This is a genomic window from Archangium gephyra (assembly GCF_049060025.1).
Taxonomy (GTDB): Bacteria; Myxococcota; Myxococcia; order Myxococcales; family Myxococcaceae; genus Archangium; species Archangium gephyra_A.
The window spans coordinates 308,779-327,791 of sequence record NZ_JBMEQQ010000002.1 but is presented as its reverse complement, the minus strand read 5'-3'; the positions used below and the strand labels follow the sequence as shown (position 1 = coordinate 327,791).

Here is a 19,013-nt window from a genome sequence, read left to right as displayed (position 1 = left end):
AAGGGAGGACTGCTACACTGTCGACCCCCTGAAGCCTCGTCCATCACCCCATGCCGCCCCCACGCCGACCCCGCCTCTCCGAACCCGACTATACCCCCAGCCTGCGTGGCCGAGGCGCCCTGCTGGGACTCGCCGTGGGGGATGCGCTCGGAACCCACTTGAAGGCCCGGCTGCTCCCCGCCCCTGCCTTCCCCCAGTTGGCGGACGGGCCCCATCGGACCTTCAAGGGGGGCGGCCCCTTCGAGCTGCGCAGGGGCCAGGTGGGCGAGAGCGGACAGCTGGCGAGCTGCCTGGGCGTCGGCCTGCGGGAGTTGGGGACCTATGACGCGGACCAGCAGCTGCGCCGCTACCTCGCCTGGCAGGGGCACGCCCCCGGCATCAGCGAGTACATGACCGAGGTGCTGACCGAGGTGGCCGAGTCCGGCCTGCCCAAGGCGACGGCCGGGCGGCGCGTGTGGCTGAAGGGCATGCGGCGCGTGGCCCACAACGGCAGCCTGGCGCGCACCGCCCCTCTCGGCGTCTTCTTCCACGACGACCCCCAGGCGCGCGTCCAGGCGTCGCTGGCGGATTCCGCGCTCACGCACTTCGACCCGCGCTGCCAGTTGGCGTGCGCCGCCTTCAACGGCTCCATCGCGCATGCCATCACCGCGGGCCCGCAACTCGAGAAGGAGGGGCTCCTCACCGCCGCGATGAGCGGACTGACGGTGGGCAGTGCGATCCTCGGCCGCTCGGCCGCCGACTTCGTCCATGAAGTCACGGTCGCCACGGACTTCCTCAAGGAGGATCTGGCCGCGGCCCAGCAGGACGATCCGATGCTCTACTGGCCGGACATGCACATGCACCGGAAGCAGGACCATGTGCGGGTGGCCTTCCGGCTGGCCTACTGGGAAGTGCTGCACGCCCCCAGCTTTGAAGCCGGGCTGCTGGACGTCATCAACCGGGGCGGAGACGCGGACGTGAACGGGGCCGTCGCCGGGGCGCTCCTGGGCGCATTCCACGGCGAGGACGCCATCCCGTCCGAATGGCGGCACGGCGTGCTGGAGGCCATGGGCCACGGGCCGGGGCCGCTCGGGACGCTCTACCACCCTCGCCAGTTGCTGATGCTGGCGCCGGAGTGAGGCGTCCACCGGGACGGGAAAGCACGAAGCCCGCGTGGGCCGTCCCTGTGACAGGACGTCCACCGCGGGCCTCGGAAAGGGGGAGGAGGAGCCGGGTCAGGCGAGCAGATCGATGATGATCACGCCGCGCTGGGGCCTCTCGTCGTCGTCGGCGTCGGTCCGGCGCTTGGGGCGATCCTCGGGCACCGGAAGCGGGATTTCCAGGGCGGGACGATCCCGCTCCTCCCGGTTCCGTTCCCGGCGCTTGATTTCCTCGATGATGAAGGCGTCGAGCATGGGTTCGGTTTCTCCACTCAGCCTACGTACCCTGATGTACGCCCGCCATCCCGCTCCTGGTTTCCTGCCACCCTATCGGCTTCTGAGTGCTTCAGATGCAAAGTAAGGGCCCTGGTTTCATCCTGAATACGGGCCAGCAACCTCGCATGCTTGCCCGTCTACCACCCGGCACCTGGATTTGGCGGAAATGTCCAGGAGACGAAGCGGCCTCGAACCACCGGACGCCGAGAACGTTGAGTGGATTGTAATCGAGCCAGCGATCCCCGCAAGCGCTCCAACTCATCAGAGTCACTGGCACATCCAGAGTGACGGCTCTGGCAAGCCTCGGCCCGGCCACCCGCCTGCCCTCCGGCGGACCGGAGGGCGTTTGCCGCGGGGCGTCGAAGCCCGCCAGGGCCCTCGGGCGCTAGGCGCTCTCGACCCGGCTCTTGAGGGCGTCCAGCATCTTGGGCAGCGACTGGTCCACCAGGGCATTGAGGATGGACTTGGGCACCAGGGGGCCCACGGTCACATCCACGCTGTAGGTGACCTTGGTGCGGCCCTCGCCCTCGGGCTCCAGCACCCAGCTGCCCTTGTTGTCCTTCATGACCTCGCCCTCCACGAAGGACCAGGACATCCGCTTGGGCCGCTCCTCGCGGGCGAGGATGGTGTAGCGGATGGTCTTGATCTTGAAGTCCACCTCGTAGTGGACCTTCACCTCGTCCCCCTTGCGATCCGAGGTGGAGATCTTCTTCACCTCGGTGAGCCACTCGGGGTAGCGGGCGTAGTTGATGACGACGTCGTAGACCTTCTCGGGCGGGGCGTTGACGACGATGCTCCGTGAGGCGCCAGGCATGGTGCGGGTCTCCTCGGTGGGGGTTGCCTAGAAGTTGTAACCCGGCTTGGTGTCGAAGCGGTGGCGAGACTGGATGAAGCGCACCGTTCCGGTCTTGCTGCGCATGACCACCGAGTGCGTCTCGCAGCCGCTGCCGAAGAAGCGCACGCCGCGCAGGAAGTCGCCGGTGGTGACGCCGGAGGCGGCGAACATGACCTCGCCGCCGGCCAGCTCCTCGGCCGTGTAGATCTTCGAGATGTCGGTGATGCCCATGCGCTTGGCGCGGGCGATCTCGTCGTTGTTGCGCGGCACCAGGCGGCCCTGCATGTCGCCGCCCGTCGAGCGGATGGCCGCGGCGGTGATGACGCCCTCGGGGGCGCCGCCGATGCCCATCAGCACGTCCACGCCGGTGTCCTCGAAGCAGGTGGCGATGCCGCCGGCCACGTCCCCATCATCGATGAGGCGGATGCGCGCGCCCGCGGCCCGCACCTCCTTGATGAGGTCCGCGTGCCGCTCGCGGTCGAGGATGACCACGGTGAGGTCCGCCACGTAGACCTTCATCTTCTCCGCGATGGAGCGGAGGTTCTCGGTGGGGCTGCGGCGCAGGTCGATGGCGCCCCGGGCGCGGGGGCCCACGGCGATCTTCTCCATGTAGGTGTCCGGCGCGTTGAGCAGCTTGCCCTTCCCGGCCATGGCCACCACGGAGATGCTGCCCGGGCGGCCGTAGGCGCACAGGTTGGTGCCCTCGAGCGGATCCAGCGCGATGTCCACCTCCGGATCCTCCGGATTGCGCCGGCCCACCTTCTCGCCGATGTAGAGCATGGGGGCCTCATCGCGCTCGCCCTCGCCGATGACCACCGTGCCCTGAATCTGCAGTGCGTCGAAGGCCCGGCGCATGGCGTCCACGGCGGCCTGATCCGACTCGTTCTTGTGGCCGCGGCCCATGAGCCGGGCGGAGGCGATGGCCGCCATCTCGGTGACGCGCACGGCCTCCATTGCCAGGTTGCGATCCATTGTGGGTGCTCCTTGAGAGGAAACGACGTGAAGAAGTGGGAACTCAGGACGCTTCGTGCAACAGGCGCACGAAAGTGTCCGGCAGGCGGGTGGGTTTGCCTTCGCGGTTCACGCAGGCATGGACGGTGCGCCCGGTACACAGGGGGGTGTCCGGGCCCCCCTCGCGGAAGATCTCGTAGGTGAAGGTCAGCGACACCCGCTTTACCTCGCTCACGCGGGGACGAACGAGCAGCATGTCCTCGTAGCGAGCGGGCGACTTATAGGAGGCAGTGGCCTCCACCACGGGCAGCGCCAGCCCCTCGCGCTCCATCTCCCGGTAGCTGCTTCCGCGGGCGCGGATGAGCTCCATGCGAGAGAACTCGAAGTAGCGGAAATAATTGGCGTGATACACGACCCCCATCTGGTCCGTGTCGCCGTAGATCACTCGAATTCGTGCCTCGACCATGGGTCGCCGGCGACCGTAACAGGGGAGTGTGCGCCCGGAAAGCATGGTGCCCGGGAGTTGGTTGCTTCTGAGCACGAGGCGTGGAGGATCCAACGCCATGCTCCGTTTCCTGTCCCTGCTGCTGCTGCTCACCGCCCTGCCCGCCCTGGCCAGGCCGCCCCGGCTGACGCTCTTCATCACCGTGGACGCACTGGGCTCGGACCTGCTGCTGCGCACGAAGCCGCGCCTGAAGGGAGGGCTGCGGCAGCTCATCGACTCGGGGGCCTTCTACCCGTACGCCCGCTATGACTACGCCAAGCCGCGCACCGCGCCGGGCCATGCCACGCTGGCCACCGGAGCCAACCCGTGGCGCCACGGCATCGTGGACAACCGGATCATCGACCGGGCCACGGGCAAACCCATGCGCGTCTTCCCGGACCCGGCGCACCCGGTGTTGGAGGCCCCGCTGTCCCTGGAGGACGTGAGCCCGGCCACCCTCCTGGCGGAGACGTTCGCGGACAGGCTGCGGCTGTCCACGCAGGAGCAGGGCAAGGCCATCGCCCTGTCGGGCAAGGCGCGCTCGGCCATTCCGCTGGCCGGGCGGCTCGGCCAGGCCTACTGGTACGACGAGACGGTGGGGAAGTTCGTCACGGGCACCTGGTACACCAAGGAGCTGCCGGGCTGGCTGAAGTCCTTCAACACGGCCAATCCCTCCGAGGCGTGGTTCAGCAAGACGTGGGAGCCGCTGCGGCCTCGCACCGAGTACGTGGGCGAGGATGACCGGCCCTACGAGGGCGAGTTCTACGGGCTGGGGCGCGTCTTTCCGCATCCGCTCACCGGCGGCCTCCCCTCCCCCGGCCCCGAGTCCTACAGCGCCTTCGCCATCTCCCCCCTGTCCATGGATGTGATGGTGAAGGCGGCCCGGGCGGCCATTGAGGGGGAGAACCTGGGCAAGGACGAGGTGCCGGATCTGCTCGCGGTGAGCTTCAGCGCGACGGATCGCGTCTTCCACCAGTACGGCCCCAACTCGTGGGAGATGCAGGACACGATGTACCGGCTGGACAAGGCGGTGGGGGACCTGGTGGCCCTGGCCGAGCGGGCCGCGGGAGGCCGGGCCAACCTCCTGGTGGTGCTCACCGCGGACCACGGCGGCGCGGCGGTGCCCGAGCATTGGGCGGCCTCGGGGGTGGATGCCGAGCGGGTGGACCCGCGTGCGCTCTCCAAGGGCTTGACCGAGGCGCTGCGGGCCCAGTTCGGCGGAGACATCACCGCCACCGTCGAGGAGCTGGACGTGTACCTGGGCGGCAAGACGCTGGAGGGCGGCAAGGTGGACGGGGCGGCGGTGCGGCGGGCCACGGCGGCCTGGCTGTTGAAGCAGCCGGCCATCACCCTGGCGGTGGCGCGCGATGACCTCTACACGATGCCGGACGTGGCGGGGCTGGTGGAGCCCCTGCGGCGGGGCTACTACCCGGGCCGCAGCGGCGACGTGCTCTTCGTGGTGAAGCCCTTCCACGTCATCAGCACCGAGCCCTCCGGCACCAACCACGGCACCCCGTACGCGTATGACCAGCTCGTGCCCCTCGTCCTGGCGGGCAAGGGAGTGAAGCCGGGCATCTACCCGCGGGAGATCAGCACCACGGACGTGGCGCCCACGGTGGCGGCGGTGCTGGAGATGAGCCTCCCCGCGTCGGCCGAGGGAGAGCCTCGCTACGAGGCCCTCGTCCCCAGCCGCTGAGCGGGCGGCCTACGGCGCCTGGACGATCTCCAGGGACAGGTCCATGGCGCGCGCCGAGTGGGTGAGCGCGCCCATGGACACGAAGTCCACGCCGAGCTTCGCCAGCCGAGGCAGGCGCTCCAGGGTGATGCCGCCGGAGACCTCGAGGGGGATGCGGCCGGCCGTGAGCTCCACGGCGCGGCGGATCTGCTCGTCGTCCATGTTGTCGAGCATCACCACGTCCGCGCCCTCCTCGAGCGCCTCGGCGAGCTGATCGAGGTTGGTGACCTCGATCTCGATCTTCACCAGTTGAGGCGCGTTGGTGCGGGCGCGGCGGAGCGCCTCGCGAACGGAGCCGCCCACGGCCGCGATGTGGTTGTCCTTGATGAGGACCCCATCGAAGAGGCCGAAGCGGTGGTTGAAGGCGCCACCGGCCTTCACGGCCTGCTTGGACAGCGAGCGCATGCCGGGAGCCGTCTTCCGCGTGTCGAGGATCCGCAGCTTCGTGCCGCGCACCGCGGCCATGACCTGCTGGGCCATGGTGGCCATGCCCGAGGTGCGCTGGACGATGTTGAGGGCGGTGCGCTCGGCGGTGAGGAGCGCACGCATGCGGCCGTGCACACGGGCCACCATGGCCTTCGGTTGCACCTCCTGCCCGTCGCGCGCGAGGAGCTCGACCTTGACGTCGGGGTCCACGCGCACGAAGACGCGGGCGAAGGTATCCAGCCCGGCGAGCACGAGCCGCTCCTTGACGATCAGCTCGGCGGTGCCCTGAGCGTCCGCGGGGACGAGGGCTTCGGTGGTGATGTCGCCCGCTGCCCCGAGGTCTTCCTCCAGGGCGAGCGAGATGAGGCGATCCAGGAAGACATCCATGTGAGTCACGTCTCCGAGTGAGGTCAGCGCCGAGCCTTGGCCGGTGCCTTCTTGGCCACGGCCTTCTTCGCCGGTGCCTTCTTGGCCACGGTCTTCTTCGCCGGTGCCTTCCTGGCAACAGCCTTCTTCGCCGGTGCCTTCTTGGCCGCCGCCTTCTTCACGGGAGCCGCCTTCTTGGCCGGGGCCTTCTTGGCCGCCGCCTTCTTCACGGGAGCCGCCTTCTTGGCCGGGGCCTTCTTGGCCGCCGCCTTCTTCACGGGAGCCGCCTTCTTGGCCGCTGCCTTCTTCACGGGAGCCGCCTTCTTGGCCGGAGCCGTCTTCTTCGCCGCGGCCTTCTTGGCCGGTGCCGCCTTCTTGGCCGGTGCCTTCTTCGCCGCCGAAACCCTGACAGGCGAGGCCTCGGGCTCGGCCGCCTTGGTCTTCACCACGCCCTGGGCAGTGCCGCCCTTGCTCGCGGGCTTCACCGGAGCCTGTGCCGCCCCGGCGTCGGTGTCCCCAATCGCATGGCCGTCCCCGTCGTCCTCGTCGAACTCCGCGTCGATTTCGTCGAAGTCCTCGTCATCGTCGTCATCGACGGCCTCCGCCTCGACGGCACCCGCGTCGGCCTTGACGACCTCACCCTTGGCGTCCGCCTTGCTGACCGTGGGCTCGGGAGCCGGCGCGGGAGTCTCCACCTCGGCGGCGGGCGTGGACGTGTCGGGAGCCAGCCGCTTCAGGCTGTCCTGCAGCTTGGAGATGCGCGCCGTCAGCTCCTCGACGCGGGCCCGGTCCTTCTCCACCACGTCCGGAGGCGCCTTGGCGACGAAGTTGGGGTTGTCCAGCTTGCGCTGGATGCCGCCCACTTCCTGCTCGGAGCGGGAGATCTCCTTGGTCAGGCGCTCGCGCTCGGCATCCACGTCGATGAGGCCGGCGAGCGGGACGAAGACCTCCATCTGCGGGCCCACGAAGGCCGCGGACTGCGCGGGCTTGGGTCCCGGAGCCGTGACGCGCAGCTCGCCCAGGCCGGCCAGGGGCATCAGGTAGCCACGCCACCGCTCGAGCAGCTCTCGGGTGCGCGCATCCGCGCTCTGCACGTACGCGGTGATGCGGGCCGAGGGCGGCAGATTGCTCTCGCCGCGGATGTTGCGCAGGCCCTCGATGGCGGCGATGACCGGACCCATCTCCGCCTCGGCGGCGGGGTCCTCGAGCGCCGTGTCGGGCTCGGGGAACGGGGCGATCATGATGGAGTCGGCCGGCCGCGACATGGGCAGCTTCTGCCAGATCTCCTCGGTGATGAAGGGCATGAACGGGTGGAGCAGCCGGAGGATCCGGTCCAGGCAGAAGACGAGCACCGCGCGGGTGTTGTCCTTGGCCTTGGCGTCCTCACCGTAGAGCGAGCCCTTGGACAGCTCGATGTACCAGTCGCAGAACTCGGCCCAGAGGAACTGGTAGAGGGTGGAGGCGGCCTCGCCGAAGTTGTAGGCCTCCAGCGCGGTGCGCGTCTCCACGGTGGCGCGCTGCAGCCGGGAGAGGATCCACCGATCGGCCAGGGTCAGCTCGCGCTCGGTGATGGGCCGGTTGTCGAGCGTGAAGTCGCCCAGGTTCATCAGTGCGAAGCGGCTGGCGTTCCACAGCTTGTTGGCGAAGGCCTTGTAGCCGGCCACGCGGTCCAGCGAGAGCTTGATGTCACGGCCCTGCTGGGTGAGCGAGGCCAGGGTGAAGCGCAGCGCGTCCGCGCCATGGGGGGGCATGCCCTGGGGGAACTTGTTGCGCAGGTTCTTGTTGAGCTGCTCGGCCGGAGCGCCCAGGACGATGTCGAGGGGATCGATCACGTTCCCCTTCGTCTTGGACATCTTCTCGCCCTTCTCGTCGCGCACCATCGCGTGCAGGTACACGGTGCGGAAGGGCACGTCCTTCATGAAGTGCAGGCCGAACATCATCATCCGGGCGACCCAGAAGAAGAGGATGTCGTGGCCCGTCTCCATGACGGAGTTGGGGTAGTAGGCCTTGAGCTCGGGGGTCTGCTCGGGCCAGCCCAGGGTGCTGAAGGGCCACAGGCCCGAGGAGAACCACGTGTCGAGCACGTCCGGATCCTGCTCGAGGCGCGAGCCGTTGCACTTGGAGCACTTCTCCGGCGCCGTGCGCGAGACGATGGGCTCGGCGCGCGAGTAGTCGATGCCGCCCGTGGCCTCCAGACGCGGGCTGCAGTCCGCGCAGTACCAGGCCGGAATCTGGTGGCCCCACCAGAGCTGGCGGCTGATGGTCCAGTCGTGGATGTTGCGCATCCAGTGGAAGTACGTGTTCGTCCACGACTCCGGGATGATCTTCGTGCGGCCCTGCTCCACCGCCTCGATGGCGGGCTTCGCGAGCGGCTCGATCTTCACGAACCACTGCGGAGACAGGCGCGGCTCCACCACGGTGGCGCAGCGCTGGCAGCCGCCGACGGACAGCTTGTGGGGCTCCTCCTTCTCCAGCAGGCCCTGCGCGGTGAGGTCCTCGAGGATCTTCTTGCGCGCGGCGAAGCGCTCCATGCCCACGTACTCGCCGCCCTCCTTGTTGATGCGCGCGGCCTCGTCCAGGACGTTGAGCATGGGCAGGTGGTGCCGCAGGCCCGTCTGGTAGTCGTTGAAGTCATGGGCGGGCGTCACCTTCACCACGCCGGTCCCGAAGGCCGGGTCCACCAGCTCGGCGTCGGCGATGATGGGGATTTCGCGGCCGGTGAGCGGCAGCACCACGAACTGGCCGGCGAGCCCCTGGTAGCGCTCGTCCTCGGGGTGGATGGCCACGGCGGTGTCGCCGAGCATCGTCTCCGGGCGGGTGGTGGCGACGGTGAGCTTCCGATCGCTCCCCTTCACCGGGTACTGGATGTGCCAGAGCGAGCCCTGCTTCTCCTCGTGCTCGACCTCCAGGTCGCTGAGCGCGGTGTGGCACGAGGGGCACCAGTTGATGAGCTTCTGGGCGCGGTAGATGAGGCCCTCTTCGTACAGACGGACGAAGACCTCGCGCACCGCGGACGAGACACCCGGATCCATGGTGAAGCGCTCGCGGCTCCAGTCCAGGCTGGCGCCGAGCACCTTGTGCTGCTCGCGGATGCGGTTGCCGTACTTGTTCTTCCACTCCCAGACGCGCTCGAGGAACTGCTCGCGGCCCAGATCGTGGCGGGACTTCTTCTCCTTCTCCTTGAGCTCGCGCTCCACCACCATCTGCGTGGCGATGCCGGCGTGATCCGTACCCGGCACCCAGAGGGCGTTGAAGCCGCTCATGCGCTTCCACCGGATGAGGATGTCCTGGATGGTGGCGGTGAGCGCGTGGCCCAGGTGGAGGCTGCCCGTGACGTTGGGCGGCGGAAGCACGATGCAGAAGGAGGGCTTGTCGGAGGTCGCGTCGGCGCGGAAGTAGTTCCGCTCCATCCAGCAGGCGTACCAGCGAGCCTCGACCTCCTTCGGGTCATAGGCCTTGGGCAGTTCGGTCGTATCGCTCATTGGAAACGAGAACCGGCCCACGCGGGCCGGTGGAAGGACCGGCCCGACGAGGGCCGGTCGGGGTGGAGAAAGCAGCTACGGCGATTCGAGCTCAGTGCTTCGTCTCGCGGTCCTTGATCAACCGCTCCAGCTCCTCGCGGATGATCGTCTCGGCGAGCTGGGGAACGACCTCCCAGGCGATCTTCTCGATGACCTCGCGGGAGGCCTTGGAGAGCGCCTCGCGCAGCAGGGCCTCGCCTCCATCGGCGGCGGGAGCGTGCCGGGCCTCGGCGACGGGCGCCGGAGTACGAGCCGGAGCCGGAGCCGGAGCCGGCTCCGGAGTGATGGGCTCGGGCTCATCGAGCGAGAGCTCCTCCAGACCACTCGCCTCGGAGAGATCCTCGACGGGAGCGGGCTGCGGCGCGGGGGCTCCGAGACCGAACGGATCCTTGCCGCGGCCCGAGGCGGGAGGCGCCGCCGTGGGCAGCCCCGTGGCGCCCGGCGGACGAGGCAGACCGCCCGTCGGCATACCCGCGGTGGGTGCGCCCGGCCCCGGCATGCCCGGACGCGCCATGCCCGGAGCGCCCGGCCCCGGCGGCATGCCCGGCCCCGGCATTCCGGGACGAGCCATGCCCGGAGCGCCCGGCCCCGGCGGCATGCCCGGCCCCGGCATTCCAGGACGCGGCCCCGGACCCGGAGGCATGCCCGGCCCCGGAGGACCACCCGGACGCGCCATGCCCGGAGCACCCGGCCCCGGAGGCATGCCCGGCCCCGGCATCCCGGGACGCGGCGGACCGGGAGGCATGCCCGGCCCCGGAGGACCACCCGGACGCGCCATGCCCGGAGCACCCGGACCCGGAGGCATCCCCGGCATTCCAGGACGCGGACCCGTGGGCATCCCCGGCCCCGGCGGCATACCCGGACGAGCCATGCCCGGCCCGGGAGGCACGCCCGGACCCGGCGGCATGCCCGGCCCCGGAGGACGCGGCATTCCGGGACCCGGAGGACCGGCGGGACGCGGCGGCTGCGCGGCGACGGCGGGGCCAGGAGAACCACCGGCTCCGCCAGCGAGCACCTGGGTGGCGGCGGAGGCGGGCATGGTGTTGGACTTCTGTCCCACCAGCGTCTTCACCTTGTCGAGGAGCACCTGGCTCTCGAAGGGCTTGGTGATGTGGTCATCCGCCCTGGCCGAACGCGCACGGGCCTCGTCGAAGGCCTCGAAGGTGCCAGCCAGCAACAGCACGGGGATGCTCTGCGTGGCCGGATCGTTCTTGAGTGCCTCGCAGACCTCGTAGCCGTTCTTACCCGGCATCATCACATCCGCGAGAATCACGTCCGGCCGCAGCTCGCGCGACCGGGTGATGGCGTCCAGCCCGTTGTCGACCGCGGTGACCTGAAAGTCCTCGGTCGCGAAGATCATCCCGATCACCTTGCGGATGGTGAGCGAGTCATCGGCGACCAGCAGATTCTTGGGCATCGGTTCGGGCCTCGGGGGATCCAACCCCCTAGAATTCGGTGAGAAATCGGGACTCGGAGTCCCACTGTCAAGCCGGGCAGCTTACGGTTCGCCACCCGGGCCTTCAAGAAAACAAGCGGAAGCTCAAGAAAACATGCGTCTCAGGTCCAGAAAGAGCACGGGACCCGGGATTCCTGGCGCGGTGAACTCCCCCGGCTCCCCGGCGGGCGCGAAGCGGGGGTGGACGCCCAGCACGCGCGAGGCGCACAGCCCCAGGCTCCGGCCCTCCACCTCGGCGAGCACCAGGAAGTCCTCCGCCCGGGAGGAGCCCCCCAGCAGCGCCGGGGCCGAGTACAGGGGCCAGAGCGCCTGGCCATGCGGCATGACGCCCGCCACCGCCCCACTCTTCCCCGGCAGCGCGCTGAAGGAGGGCCCCCGCGTCACCACCTGGGAAATCAGGGACAGTGGGAGACCGAACAGACGCCCCTGGGATTCGAAGACGAGCGAGCGTTCAGGCGCGAGCTCGATGAGCTGCACGGGGAGCGTGGGAGGAGGACGCACGGTGCCCGGCTCGTGGGGGAGCGCCTCGGCGTTGATCTCCAGATAGAGCCGCTCCTTGTGGAGCACGGCGCTGCGGCTGAGGGCGGCCAGCGTGTCCCCCAGGCCCGAGGGCAGCAGGAAGTGGGGAGCCGGGGCCACGTCCACCACCTCGACGATCGAGCGGACGCGGACGGCGAGCGTGGGGCTGACGTCGAACACCACGACCATGCCCGGAGCCTGCTCCGGCTCGCCGCCGAGCAGCACGGAGAGATCCATGATCTCCAGCACCCCCCGTAGACTGGTCTCATCGGGTCCCGGCGCGGCGACCTCCATGACGGAGGTGGCCTCGACGGAGAAGCGGGTATCGCCCGCTTCCATCAGGAGACAGAGCCGGCGTCCGCTTTCGTAGGGAGGCACGGGGTCAGGCTAGCAGCCCCAGAGCCGGGGTGGTAAGCCCTTCGGTGAGATGGCGCGCCTGCTCCTCGTCGATGACGAAAAACTCGCCCGGACCCTCTACGGAGACTACCTGCGGGGGGTGGGCCACGAGGTCACCGCCGTCGCCAGCGTCCAGGAGGTCAAGGAGGCGCTGGCCCAGTCCCCCTACGACGTCGTGGTGACGGATCTCATCCTCCCCACGGGGGACGGGATGGAGGTGCTGCGCCACACCAAGGAGCACTACCCGGGCATCGAGGTGGTGGTCATCACCGGCCTGGACAAGGTGGACCCGGCGGTGCGCGCCATCAAGAGCGGGGCCTCCGAGTACCTCGTCAAACCCGTGGCGCCGGAGGTGCTCCAGCACGCGGTGAACCGGGCGCTCGCCACGCGCGAGCTGCTGACGGAGAACGCCGCGCTGCGCCGCTACGTCTCCCTGTTGGAAACGGGACAGCGGATCTCCACCACGCTGGACCGGGTCCGGCTGACGGAGACCGCCTGCACCGCCTTCCTCTCCATGACCGCGGCCAGCGCCGCGGTGCTCTTCCAGTGCGATGGCAGTGGCCGGTCGCGACTGCTGGGCGCTCAGGGGCTGGCCGGCCCGATGCATGAGTCCGCCCTCCTCGCCTTCCTCGCGCCGCGCCTGGGGACGTCCCGGGAGGTACGGGTGCTGGAGGGGCTGCCGGGGAGCTGGCCGCGCGCCCTCGCCGTCCCCGCCATCGAGGGAGAGGATCTGCTCGGCTACGCCCTCCTCCTCTACCCCGGCTCTCCGCCCGAGGGCATTGCCGAGGCCACGGGCTTCCTCGCCCGCTGTCTGGCGCTGGCCCTGCGCAACCTGGGCCGCATCGCCGAGGTGGAGGATCTGGCCTACCTGGACGACCTCACCCACCTCTTCAACACCCGCTACCTGCACCTGGTTCTGGATCGCGAGGTGAAGAACGCTCAGCAGACGAATGGCGTCTTCAGCCTCCTCTTCCTGGACCTGGACTACTTCAAGAGCGTCAACGACACCCACGGGCACCTGGTGGGCTCGCAGTTGCTGGTGGAGATGGCGCGGGTGCTCAAGGGGTGCGTGCGGGACAGGGACGTGGCGGTGCGCTACGGCGGGGACGAGTACGTGGTGCTGCTGCGGGGCACCGACTCGGGCGGCGCGTTGAAGGTGGCCGAGCGCATCCGGCGCACGGTGGAGAACCACCGCTTCCTCGCGCGCGAGGGCCACTCGCTGGCGCTCTCCACCTGCATCGGCATGGCCAGCTTCCCCGAGCACGCGCAGGACAAGTCCACGCTGCTGGATCTGGCGGACCGGGCCATGTACCGGGGCAAGAAGGGCACCCGGAACGTCGTCTACATGGCGGCCAAGGACCTCGAGGCCACGCCCCCGGCGCGCCACAGCCAGCCCACCGGGAGCTGAAAAGCGCTCAGCGCCGCAGCGAGCCCACCGTCATCCGCTTGTCCGGACGGGGCTCGGCACCACCGCTCCCCTGCCCGCCCTCGCCCACCGCCTCCACATCCTCGTGCGCGGCGCCGGAGACGATGAGCTCGTACTTGCGCGACATCACCTTGATGTGCTCGGCCTGGGCCGGGTCCAACCGGGCGATGAGCCCCAGAAGAGCGCGGCGTGCTCGCGCTCCTCGTCCATGACGTGGCGGAGGATGGCCTTGGCGTCCTCGTTGTCCGTGGCCTCGATGTGGGCCGCGTAGAGGTTGATGGCGTCCAGCTCCGCTTCCATGTCCAACCGGATGGCGCGGGCCAGCTCCGAGTCCGTCAACTTCCTGGGCACCATCGCGTGGAACGGATTGGTCTGCGGCATGAAGCACTCCCGGGGACGTACGGCCAGTATGAGCGGACCGTGTAGGCACCGGCAGCATCCGTGCGCCAGGGGCCGCTGGTCAACGGAATCCAGCGCCTCGCGTTGCGGCCGGGCCGGTGGCTCGGCCATGCTGATGAACCATGGACATCCCGGTCCCGCTCGCGCACCTGCTGCAGGCCCTGGAAGCGGGCGATCTGCCGGCGGCCAAGGCCGCCGCCGCGGAGCTGCAACGCACCAGCACGGGCTCCACCCAGCTCGCGGCCGAAGTGCTCCACGAGCTCCGCCAGCCGCTCCTGGGGGTGAAGGCCTATACCCAGATGCTCTCCGAGGAGATCGGCTCGCGCGGTCCGCTGCGGCAGATGCTCGCCCAGGTGGAGCGGATGGAGCAGATCATCTCCGACTTCACCCGGCTGGCCAGCGAGCGCCCCGCGCCGCAGCAGCCGGTGTCGCTGGTGACGCACGTGCAGGCGGCGACGCGCGCCTTCGCCCTCAACCCGGACTCGTCCCGCGTCACGCTCCAGGTGGAGGCGCCCGAGGAGGTGACCGTCCAGGGCAATGGCCGGCTGCTGGAGCAGCTCACCCTCAACCTCCTCAACAACGCGCGCGACGCGGTGTCGGGGCCGGGGCGGGTGAAGGTGGTGCTGGCACGCGAGGGCACGTCGACGGTGATGTACGTGGCGGACTGGGGCCCGGGCGTCCCCGAGGCCGTGCGCCCCCGCCTCTTCGAGCCCTATGTGACGGGCAACAAGCGCGGCACCGGGCTGGGGCTCGCGGTGTGCCGGCGCATCGCGCAGGAGCACCACGCACGGCTGGAGCTCGTCCCGTCCTCGGTGCTGGCGGATCAGCCGCCGCCCTCCACCGTCTTCCGGGTCCTCTTCCCCGCCCCGGGCGCCCTTCCGGTGGCCTCCTCGGCCCCCTCCGCGGCAGCGCCCGCTCCGGCCCCCTCGCGCCGCCGCCTGCTGGTGGTGGATGACGAGGACATCATCCGCAGCGTCTTCAAGGACTTGATGGGCAGAGAGTGCGAGGTGATCGAGGCGCCCACCGCCGAGGATGCGCTCGAGACACTGAAGCACGGGCCGGTGGACCTCATCGTCACGGACAAGAACCTGCCGGGCCTCTCGGGACTGGAGCTGGCGCAGCACGCGCGCCGGTTGGATCCCAGCTCGCGCGTCATCCTGATGACGGGCTACCCCTCGCTGGTGACGGCGCAGCAGGCGCTGGAAGCTCGGGCTGTTGGACTACCTGCTCAAGCCCTTCGATGACATCCGCGAGGTGCGCACGAAGCTGCGCGAGGCCCTCGCGCGAGCCGTCCCCACCCGGCACGGCACCGCCCCGGCGAGCCGCCGCGTGGACGTGCTCGAGGACAGCCCCGCCACGGCCCGGCAACTCACCGAGGCGCTCGCCCTGTTGGGACTGGAGGCCCGGGTGTTGACGGGCGCGCCCGCCGAGCCCGCCGAGGGACCACCGGCGGCCGTGGTGGTGAGCTGGGAGCTGGCCTCCGCCTACGGACGCCAGGCGTTGGATCTGGCGCGGAAGCTGGGCCAGGGAGCGCCCTTCGTGGTGCTCGCCGGGTACCTCACCCAGGAGACGGTGCTGGAGGCCCTGCGTGCCGGGGCCTCCGGGTGCCTGCCCAGGGACCTGGACGCGAAGGCGTTCGGCCACGAGCTGTCGCGCCTGCTGGGCCAGCCCCTCGCCGCCTGAGCCCGGAAACACTCCGGCCCCGAGCACCTCCACGAGGGAGGCACCCGGGGCCGGGAAGCTCAACTCAGCCTGTGGGGCTCAGTACTCCAGGTCGTCGCCGCCGTAGTCCGGGGCGCCGCCGGCGCCCGCGCCCTTGGCCTTCTTCTTGGGGCGATCGGCGACCATGGCCTCGGTGGTCAGCAGCAGCGAGGCGACGGAGGCCGCGTTCTGCAGCGCGGTGCGCTCCACCTTGGTCGGGTCGATGACGCCGGCCTTCTCCAGGTCCTCGAACACGTCCGTGCGGGCGTTGTAGCCGAACGCGCCCGTGCCCTCGCGCACCTTGTTGATGATGACGGCGCCCTCGAGGCCGGCGTTGGAGGCGATCTTCCGCAGCGGCTCCTGCAGGGCCTTGCGGATGATGTCCACGCCGAAATCCTGCTCCCCGCCCAGCTTCATCTTGTCCAGGGCGGCCAGGGTGCGCAGGTAGGCCACGCCGCCGCCGGGGACGATGCCCTCCTCCACGGCCGCGCGGGTGGCGTGCAGCGCGTCCTCGACGCGAGCCTTCTTCTCCTTCATCTCCGTCTCGGTCGCGGCGCCCACGTGGATGACCGCCACGCCGCCGGCCAGCTTCGCCAGCCGCTCCTGCATCTTCTCGCGGTCGTAGTCGCTGGTGGTCGTCTCCATCTGGCCGCGGATGAGCTTGATGCGGCCCTCGATGGCCTCGCGCTTGCCCGCGCCGTCCACGACGGTGGTGTTGTCCTTGTCGATGGTGATGCGCTTGGCGCGGCCCAGGTCGTTGAGCGTGAGGGCGTCGAACTTGTGGCCCAGCTCCTCGCTCACCACCGTGCCGCCCGTCAGCGTGGCGATGTCCTGCAGCATCTCCTTGCGGCGATCACCGAAGCCCGGCGCCTTCACCGCCGCCACGTTCAGCACGCCGCGAATCTTGTTCACCACCAGGGTGGCCAGGGCCTCGCCCTCCACGTCCTCGGCGATGATCAGCAGCGGCTTGCCCGAGCGAGCCACCTGCTCGAGCACGGGGATGAGGTCCTGCATCGCCGAGACCTTCTTCTCGCTGATGAGGAGGTAGGCGTCCTCGAGAACCACTTCCATGCGGTCGCGGTTGGTGACGAAGTACGGCGAGAGGTAGCCGCGGTCGAACTGCATGCCCTCGACGACGTCCAGCGTGGTCTCCAGGCCCTTGCCCTCCTCGACCGTGATGACACCCTCCTTGCCCACCTTCTCCATGGCGTCGGCGATGATGTTGCCGATCGTCTCGTCGCCGTTGGCGGAGATGGTGCCCACCTGGGCAATGGCCTTCTTGTCGGCGGTGGGCTTGGACAGCCGCTTCAGCTCGGCGACCACCGTCTCCACGGCCTTGTCGATGCCGCGCTTGAGGTCCATCGGGCTGTGGCCGGCGGCCACCAGCTTCAGGCCCTCCTCGTAGATGGCGCGGGCCAGCACGGTGGCCGTCGTGGTGCCGTCACCGGCCTTGTCGGACGTCTTCGAGGCCACCTCCTTGACCATCTGGGCGCCCATGTTCTCGAACTTGTTCTCGAGATCGATCTCCTTGGCGACCGTCACACCGTCCTTGGTCACCGTGGGCGAGCCGTACGACTTCTCGATGACCACGTTGCGGCCCTTGGGCCCGAGCGTCACCGCCACCGCGTCCGCGAGGGTGCGCACGCCGCGAAGGATCGCGTCGCGGGCGGACTGGTGGAAGAAGATTTCCTTGGCTGCCATCATAACCTCCTGAAAAGATTGATGAATGTGCTACGCGGGCCGGGGTACGGGGGTTAGCACTCGGCCCAGGCGAGCGCCAAAATAAGAGGCGGCTCCGGGTTGTCAACACGGAAGGGAGTGGCTGTGGGGGAGCGGACGGCCCGGAGGGCGGGCGGGCTACTCGGCGAAGCGCACGAGGTTGAGAAGCTGATTGAAGTCCAGGGGCTTCTCCAGCGTCATGGCCACGCCCTTGCGCAGGCCCTTGTCGTGCACGTTGCCGTCGGCGTTGCCCGTCATGAGGATGACGGAGGTGCTCTGGTGGCGCGGGTCGGCCTTGAGCATCTCGGTGAACTGGATGCCGTCCATGTGGGGCATCCGGTAGTCGCTGATGACGAGGCCCACCGTGTGGCGCTCGAGGATGTCGAGGGCCTGCAAGGCGTCTGCCGCGGAATAGACGGTGTACCCGTGCTTCTCCAGGAACCGAGAGAGCAGCGTGCACAGCTCGACGTCATCATCCACGACCAGAATGTTCACGGGCCCTTACGAGAGGAGTCAGGGGCCGCGGAACGTAACAGCGGTGACGCACGTTGACAACGCGCGGAAGGGGTTCGTATGTGGCCGCACATGGGGAAGCGTACGTCGAAGCAGGCGGCGCCGTCGGACGTGGAGGTTCGGTTCGACGGGGTGGCGGCGGCATTTGAAGAGGGAGCCTTCGAGGAGGCCCTGGCCGGCGCGGAGGCGCTGCTGGCCAAGGCCCCGGGGCTCCCGGAGGCCCTGCACTGGCGGGCGGCCGCCCTCACGGAACTGGGGCGGACGGAAGAGGCCCTGGAGGCCTACGGGAAAGCCCTCAAGGCGGCCCCGGAGGACATCGAGCTGTTGCTCGGGGCGGCCGAGTGCCTGGTGTGCCGGGTGGGAGACGACCGCGAGGCGGTGGAAGAGGGCCTGTCGTTGTGCGCCCGGGGCCGGAAGCTGGCCCAGCGGGCGGGCGACGTGGAGCTGCTCTTCGAGTTCCTCCTCTTGGAGGGCACCGGGCTGAACCAGGTGGGCGAGTGTGCGCGGGCGGTGGTGAGCCTGGAGGCGGCGCTGGGGCACGTGCCGAGGTCGGTGGAGGCGCGGCTGGAGCGGGCCATTGCCCTGTTCGAGCTGTGCCGGTTCGAGGACGCGCAGGGAGCGTTCGAGGAGATCCTGAAGGACACGGCGGACGAGCCGTGGGCGCACCACTACCTGGGGCTGCTGGCGGAGCGGCGGGGGGACGGGAAGGAGGCGCGCAAGCGCTTCGGGAAAGCGCAGGCGGTGGCGCCGAAGGAGTTCCCTCCGCCGGTGGAGCTGGGCGAGGAGGCCTTCGACAAGGCGGTGGAGGACGCGGTGAAGGCGCTGCCCGGGCACGTGAAGGAGTACCTGGACAACGTCACCATCGCGGTGGAGGAGATTCCCAAGGACGAGGACCTGCTGGGGGAGAACCCGCCGCTGTCACCGTGCATCCTGGGCGTGTTCCGGGGCTCACCGGTGGGCGAGCGCCACAGCATCCTGGGGGGATTCGATCCCTACCCCGCGTCGATCGTGCTGTACCAGAAGAACCTGGAGCGCTTCGCGAAGACGCGCGAGGAGCTCATCGAGCAGATCGGCATCACGGTAATGCACGAGGTCGGGCATTTGATGGGGCTGGACGAGGACGACCTGTGGCAGCGCGGATTGGATTGAAA

General features: G+C 69.6%; 18 protein-coding genes. 6 read left to right on the top strand and 12 right to left on the bottom strand.

The window, feature by feature from the left end; translation table 11 throughout:
- Nucleotides 1-50: 50 nt before the first annotated feature.
- The gene (locus ACN28I_RS01555) at nt 51-1,118 is read left to right on the top strand and encodes an ADP-ribosylglycohydrolase family protein (RefSeq protein WP_420940405.1); all 1,068 of its coding nucleotides are present in this window, start codon (nt 51-53) and stop codon (nt 1,116-1,118) included.
- A gap of 96 nt (nt 1,119-1,214) precedes the next feature.
- On the opposite strand, the gene ACN28I_RS01550 is transcribed toward ACN28I_RS01555, so the two are convergent.
- From ACN28I_RS01550 to ACN28I_RS01535, 4 genes are all read right to left on the bottom strand, one after another.
- Nucleotides 1,215-1,394, bottom strand: a complete 180-nt coding sequence (locus ACN28I_RS01550) for a hypothetical protein (protein WP_420940404.1) — start codon at nt 1,392-1,394, stop codon at nt 1,215-1,217.
- A 406-nt stretch (nt 1,395-1,800) separates the two neighbouring features.
- A complete protein-coding gene (locus tag ACN28I_RS01545) occupies nt 1,801-2,229 on the bottom strand; it encodes a type II toxin-antitoxin system RatA family toxin (RefSeq protein ID WP_420940403.1) in 429 nt (142 codons plus the stop codon).
- A gap of 27 nt (nt 2,230-2,256) precedes the next feature.
- Nucleotides 2,257-3,222 carry a class II fructose-bisphosphatase gene (gene glpX / locus ACN28I_RS01540; RefSeq protein ID WP_420940402.1) on the bottom strand — a complete coding sequence of 322 codons (966 nt, stop codon included), beginning with the start codon at nt 3,220-3,222 and terminating at the stop codon, nt 2,257-2,259.
- Nucleotides 3,223-3,265: 43 nt separating this feature from the next.
- Nucleotides 3,266-3,667 (bottom strand): acyl-CoA thioesterase, encoded by a 402-nt coding sequence (locus tag ACN28I_RS01535; RefSeq protein ID WP_420940401.1) that lies wholly within the window; start codon nt 3,665-3,667, stop codon nt 3,266-3,268.
- A gap of 97 nt (nt 3,668-3,764) precedes the next feature.
- Between ACN28I_RS01535 and ACN28I_RS01530 the strand changes: the two genes are divergently transcribed.
- The gene (locus ACN28I_RS01530) at nt 3,765-5,381 is read left to right on the top strand and encodes an alkaline phosphatase family protein (RefSeq protein WP_420940400.1); all 1,617 of its coding nucleotides are present in this window, start codon (nt 3,765-3,767) and stop codon (nt 5,379-5,381) included.
- A 9-nt stretch (nt 5,382-5,390) separates the two neighbouring features.
- Here ACN28I_RS01530 and nadC read toward each other — a convergent pair whose 3' ends face one another.
- The 4 genes from nadC to ACN28I_RS01510 all read right to left on the bottom strand — a co-directional run bounded on the left by nadC (nt 5,391) and on the right by ACN28I_RS01510 (nt 12,086).
- On the bottom strand, nt 5,391-6,233 hold the full coding sequence (gene nadC / locus ACN28I_RS01525) for a carboxylating nicotinate-nucleotide diphosphorylase (RefSeq protein ID WP_420940399.1): 843 nt from the start codon (nt 6,231-6,233) through the stop codon (nt 5,391-5,393).
- Nucleotides 6,234-6,256: 23 nt separating this feature from the next.
- Nucleotides 6,257-9,694 (bottom strand): valine--tRNA ligase, encoded by a 3,438-nt coding sequence (locus ACN28I_RS01520; protein WP_420940398.1) that lies wholly within the window; start codon nt 9,692-9,694, stop codon nt 6,257-6,259.
- Between the two features lie 91 nt (nt 9,695-9,785).
- A complete protein-coding gene (locus ACN28I_RS01515; protein ID WP_420940397.1) occupies nt 9,786-11,150 on the bottom strand; it encodes a response regulator in 1,365 nt (454 codons plus the stop codon).
- Between the two features lie 123 nt (nt 11,151-11,273).
- Nucleotides 11,274-12,086 (bottom strand): chemotaxis protein CheW, encoded by an 813-nt coding sequence (locus ACN28I_RS01510; RefSeq protein WP_420940396.1) that lies wholly within the window; start codon nt 12,084-12,086, stop codon nt 11,274-11,276.
- A gap of 49 nt (nt 12,087-12,135) precedes the next feature.
- On the opposite strand from ACN28I_RS01510, the gene ACN28I_RS01505 reads away from it, so the two are divergent.
- Nucleotides 12,136-13,512 carry a diguanylate cyclase gene (locus ACN28I_RS01505; protein WP_420940395.1) on the top strand — a complete coding sequence of 459 codons (1,377 nt, stop codon included), beginning with the start codon at nt 12,136-12,138 and terminating at the stop codon, nt 13,510-13,512.
- A 7-nt stretch (nt 13,513-13,519) separates the two neighbouring features.
- Here ACN28I_RS01505 and ACN28I_RS01500 read toward each other — a convergent pair whose 3' ends face one another.
- Both ACN28I_RS01500 and ACN28I_RS01495 read right to left on the bottom strand, forming a co-directional pair.
- Nucleotides 13,520-13,660: a hypothetical protein gene (locus tag ACN28I_RS01500; protein ID WP_420940394.1), complete on the bottom strand. Its 141-nt coding sequence runs from the start codon at nt 13,658-13,660 to the stop codon at nt 13,520-13,522.
- The gene (locus ACN28I_RS01495; RefSeq protein ID WP_420940393.1) at nt 13,657-13,911 is read right to left on the bottom strand and encodes a demethoxyubiquinone hydroxylase family protein; all 255 of its coding nucleotides are present in this window, start codon (nt 13,909-13,911) and stop codon (nt 13,657-13,659) included. The genes ACN28I_RS01500 and ACN28I_RS01495 overlap by 4 nt, the downstream gene beginning before the upstream one ends.
- Nucleotides 13,912-14,051: 140 nt before the next feature.
- Between ACN28I_RS01495 and ACN28I_RS01490 the strand changes: the two genes are divergently transcribed.
- Together ACN28I_RS01490 and ACN28I_RS01485 are read left to right on the top strand one after the other, a co-directional pair.
- On the top strand, nt 14,052-15,173 hold the full coding sequence (locus tag ACN28I_RS01490) for a response regulator (protein WP_420940392.1): 1,122 nt from the start codon (nt 14,052-14,054) through the stop codon (nt 15,171-15,173).
- Nucleotides 15,145-15,612: a hypothetical protein gene (locus ACN28I_RS01485; protein ID WP_420940391.1), complete on the top strand. Its 468-nt coding sequence runs from the start codon at nt 15,145-15,147 to the stop codon at nt 15,610-15,612. The genes ACN28I_RS01490 and ACN28I_RS01485 overlap by 29 nt, the downstream gene beginning before the upstream one ends.
- Before the next feature lie 78 nt (nt 15,613-15,690).
- On the opposite strand, the gene groL is transcribed toward ACN28I_RS01485, so the two are convergent.
- Both groL and ACN28I_RS01475 read right to left on the bottom strand, forming a co-directional pair.
- Nucleotides 15,691-17,331 (bottom strand): chaperonin GroEL, encoded by a 1,641-nt coding sequence (gene groL, locus ACN28I_RS01480; protein WP_420948542.1) that lies wholly within the window; start codon nt 17,329-17,331, stop codon nt 15,691-15,693.
- Nucleotides 17,332-17,487: 156 nt separating this feature from the next.
- On the bottom strand, nt 17,488-17,844 hold the full coding sequence (locus tag ACN28I_RS01475) for a response regulator (RefSeq protein ID WP_420940390.1): 357 nt from the start codon (nt 17,842-17,844) through the stop codon (nt 17,488-17,490).
- Between the two features lie 90 nt (nt 17,845-17,934).
- Between ACN28I_RS01475 and ACN28I_RS01470 the strand changes: the two genes are divergently transcribed.
- Nucleotides 17,935-19,011 carry a metallopeptidase family protein gene (locus tag ACN28I_RS01470; RefSeq protein WP_420940389.1) on the top strand — a complete coding sequence of 359 codons (1,077 nt, stop codon included), beginning with the start codon at nt 17,935-17,937 and terminating at the stop codon, nt 19,009-19,011.
- The last annotated feature ends 2 nt before the right edge of the window (nt 19,012-19,013 follow it).

What these genes read in the sequence shown, in the direction of transcription:
- ACN28I_RS01555 (WP_420940405.1), top strand. Translation starts at nt 51, where the DNA reads ATGCCGCCCCCACGCCGACCCCGCCTCTCCGAACCCGACTATACCCCC.
- ACN28I_RS01550 (WP_420940404.1), bottom strand. Translation starts at nt 1,394, where the DNA reads ATGCTCGACGCCTTCATCATCGAGGAAATCAAGCGCCGGGAACGGAAC.
- ACN28I_RS01545 (WP_420940403.1), bottom strand. Translation starts at nt 2,229, where the DNA reads ATGCCTGGCGCCTCACGGAGCATCGTCGTCAACGCCCCGCCCGAGAAG.
- glpX (WP_420940402.1), bottom strand. Translation starts at nt 3,222, where the DNA reads ATGGATCGCAACCTGGCAATGGAGGCCGTGCGCGTCACCGAGATGGCG.
- ACN28I_RS01535 (WP_420940401.1), bottom strand. Translation starts at nt 3,667, where the DNA reads ATGGTCGAGGCACGAATTCGAGTGATCTACGGCGACACGGACCAGATG.
- ACN28I_RS01530 (WP_420940400.1), top strand. Translation starts at nt 3,765, where the DNA reads ATGCTCCGTTTCCTGTCCCTGCTGCTGCTGCTCACCGCCCTGCCCGCC.
- nadC (WP_420940399.1), bottom strand. Translation starts at nt 6,233, where the DNA reads ATGGATGTCTTCCTGGATCGCCTCATCTCGCTCGCCCTGGAGGAAGAC.
- ACN28I_RS01520 (WP_420940398.1), bottom strand. Translation starts at nt 9,694, where the DNA reads ATGAGCGATACGACCGAACTGCCCAAGGCCTATGACCCGAAGGAGGTC.
- ACN28I_RS01515 (WP_420940397.1), bottom strand. Translation starts at nt 11,150, where the DNA reads ATGCCCAAGAATCTGCTGGTCGCCGATGACTCGCTCACCATCCGCAAG.
- ACN28I_RS01505 (WP_420940395.1), top strand. Translation starts at nt 12,136, where the DNA reads ATGGCGCGCCTGCTCCTCGTCGATGACGAAAAACTCGCCCGGACCCTC.
- ACN28I_RS01495 (WP_420940393.1), bottom strand. Translation starts at nt 13,911, where the DNA reads ATGCCGCAGACCAATCCGTTCCACGCGATGGTGCCCAGGAAGTTGACG.
- ACN28I_RS01490 (WP_420940392.1), top strand. Translation starts at nt 14,052, where the DNA reads ATGGACATCCCGGTCCCGCTCGCGCACCTGCTGCAGGCCCTGGAAGCG.
- groL (WP_420948542.1), bottom strand. Translation starts at nt 17,331, where the DNA reads ATGGCAGCCAAGGAAATCTTCTTCCACCAGTCCGCCCGCGACGCGATC.
- ACN28I_RS01470 (WP_420940389.1), top strand. Translation starts at nt 17,935, where the DNA reads ATGGGGAAGCGTACGTCGAAGCAGGCGGCGCCGTCGGACGTGGAGGTT.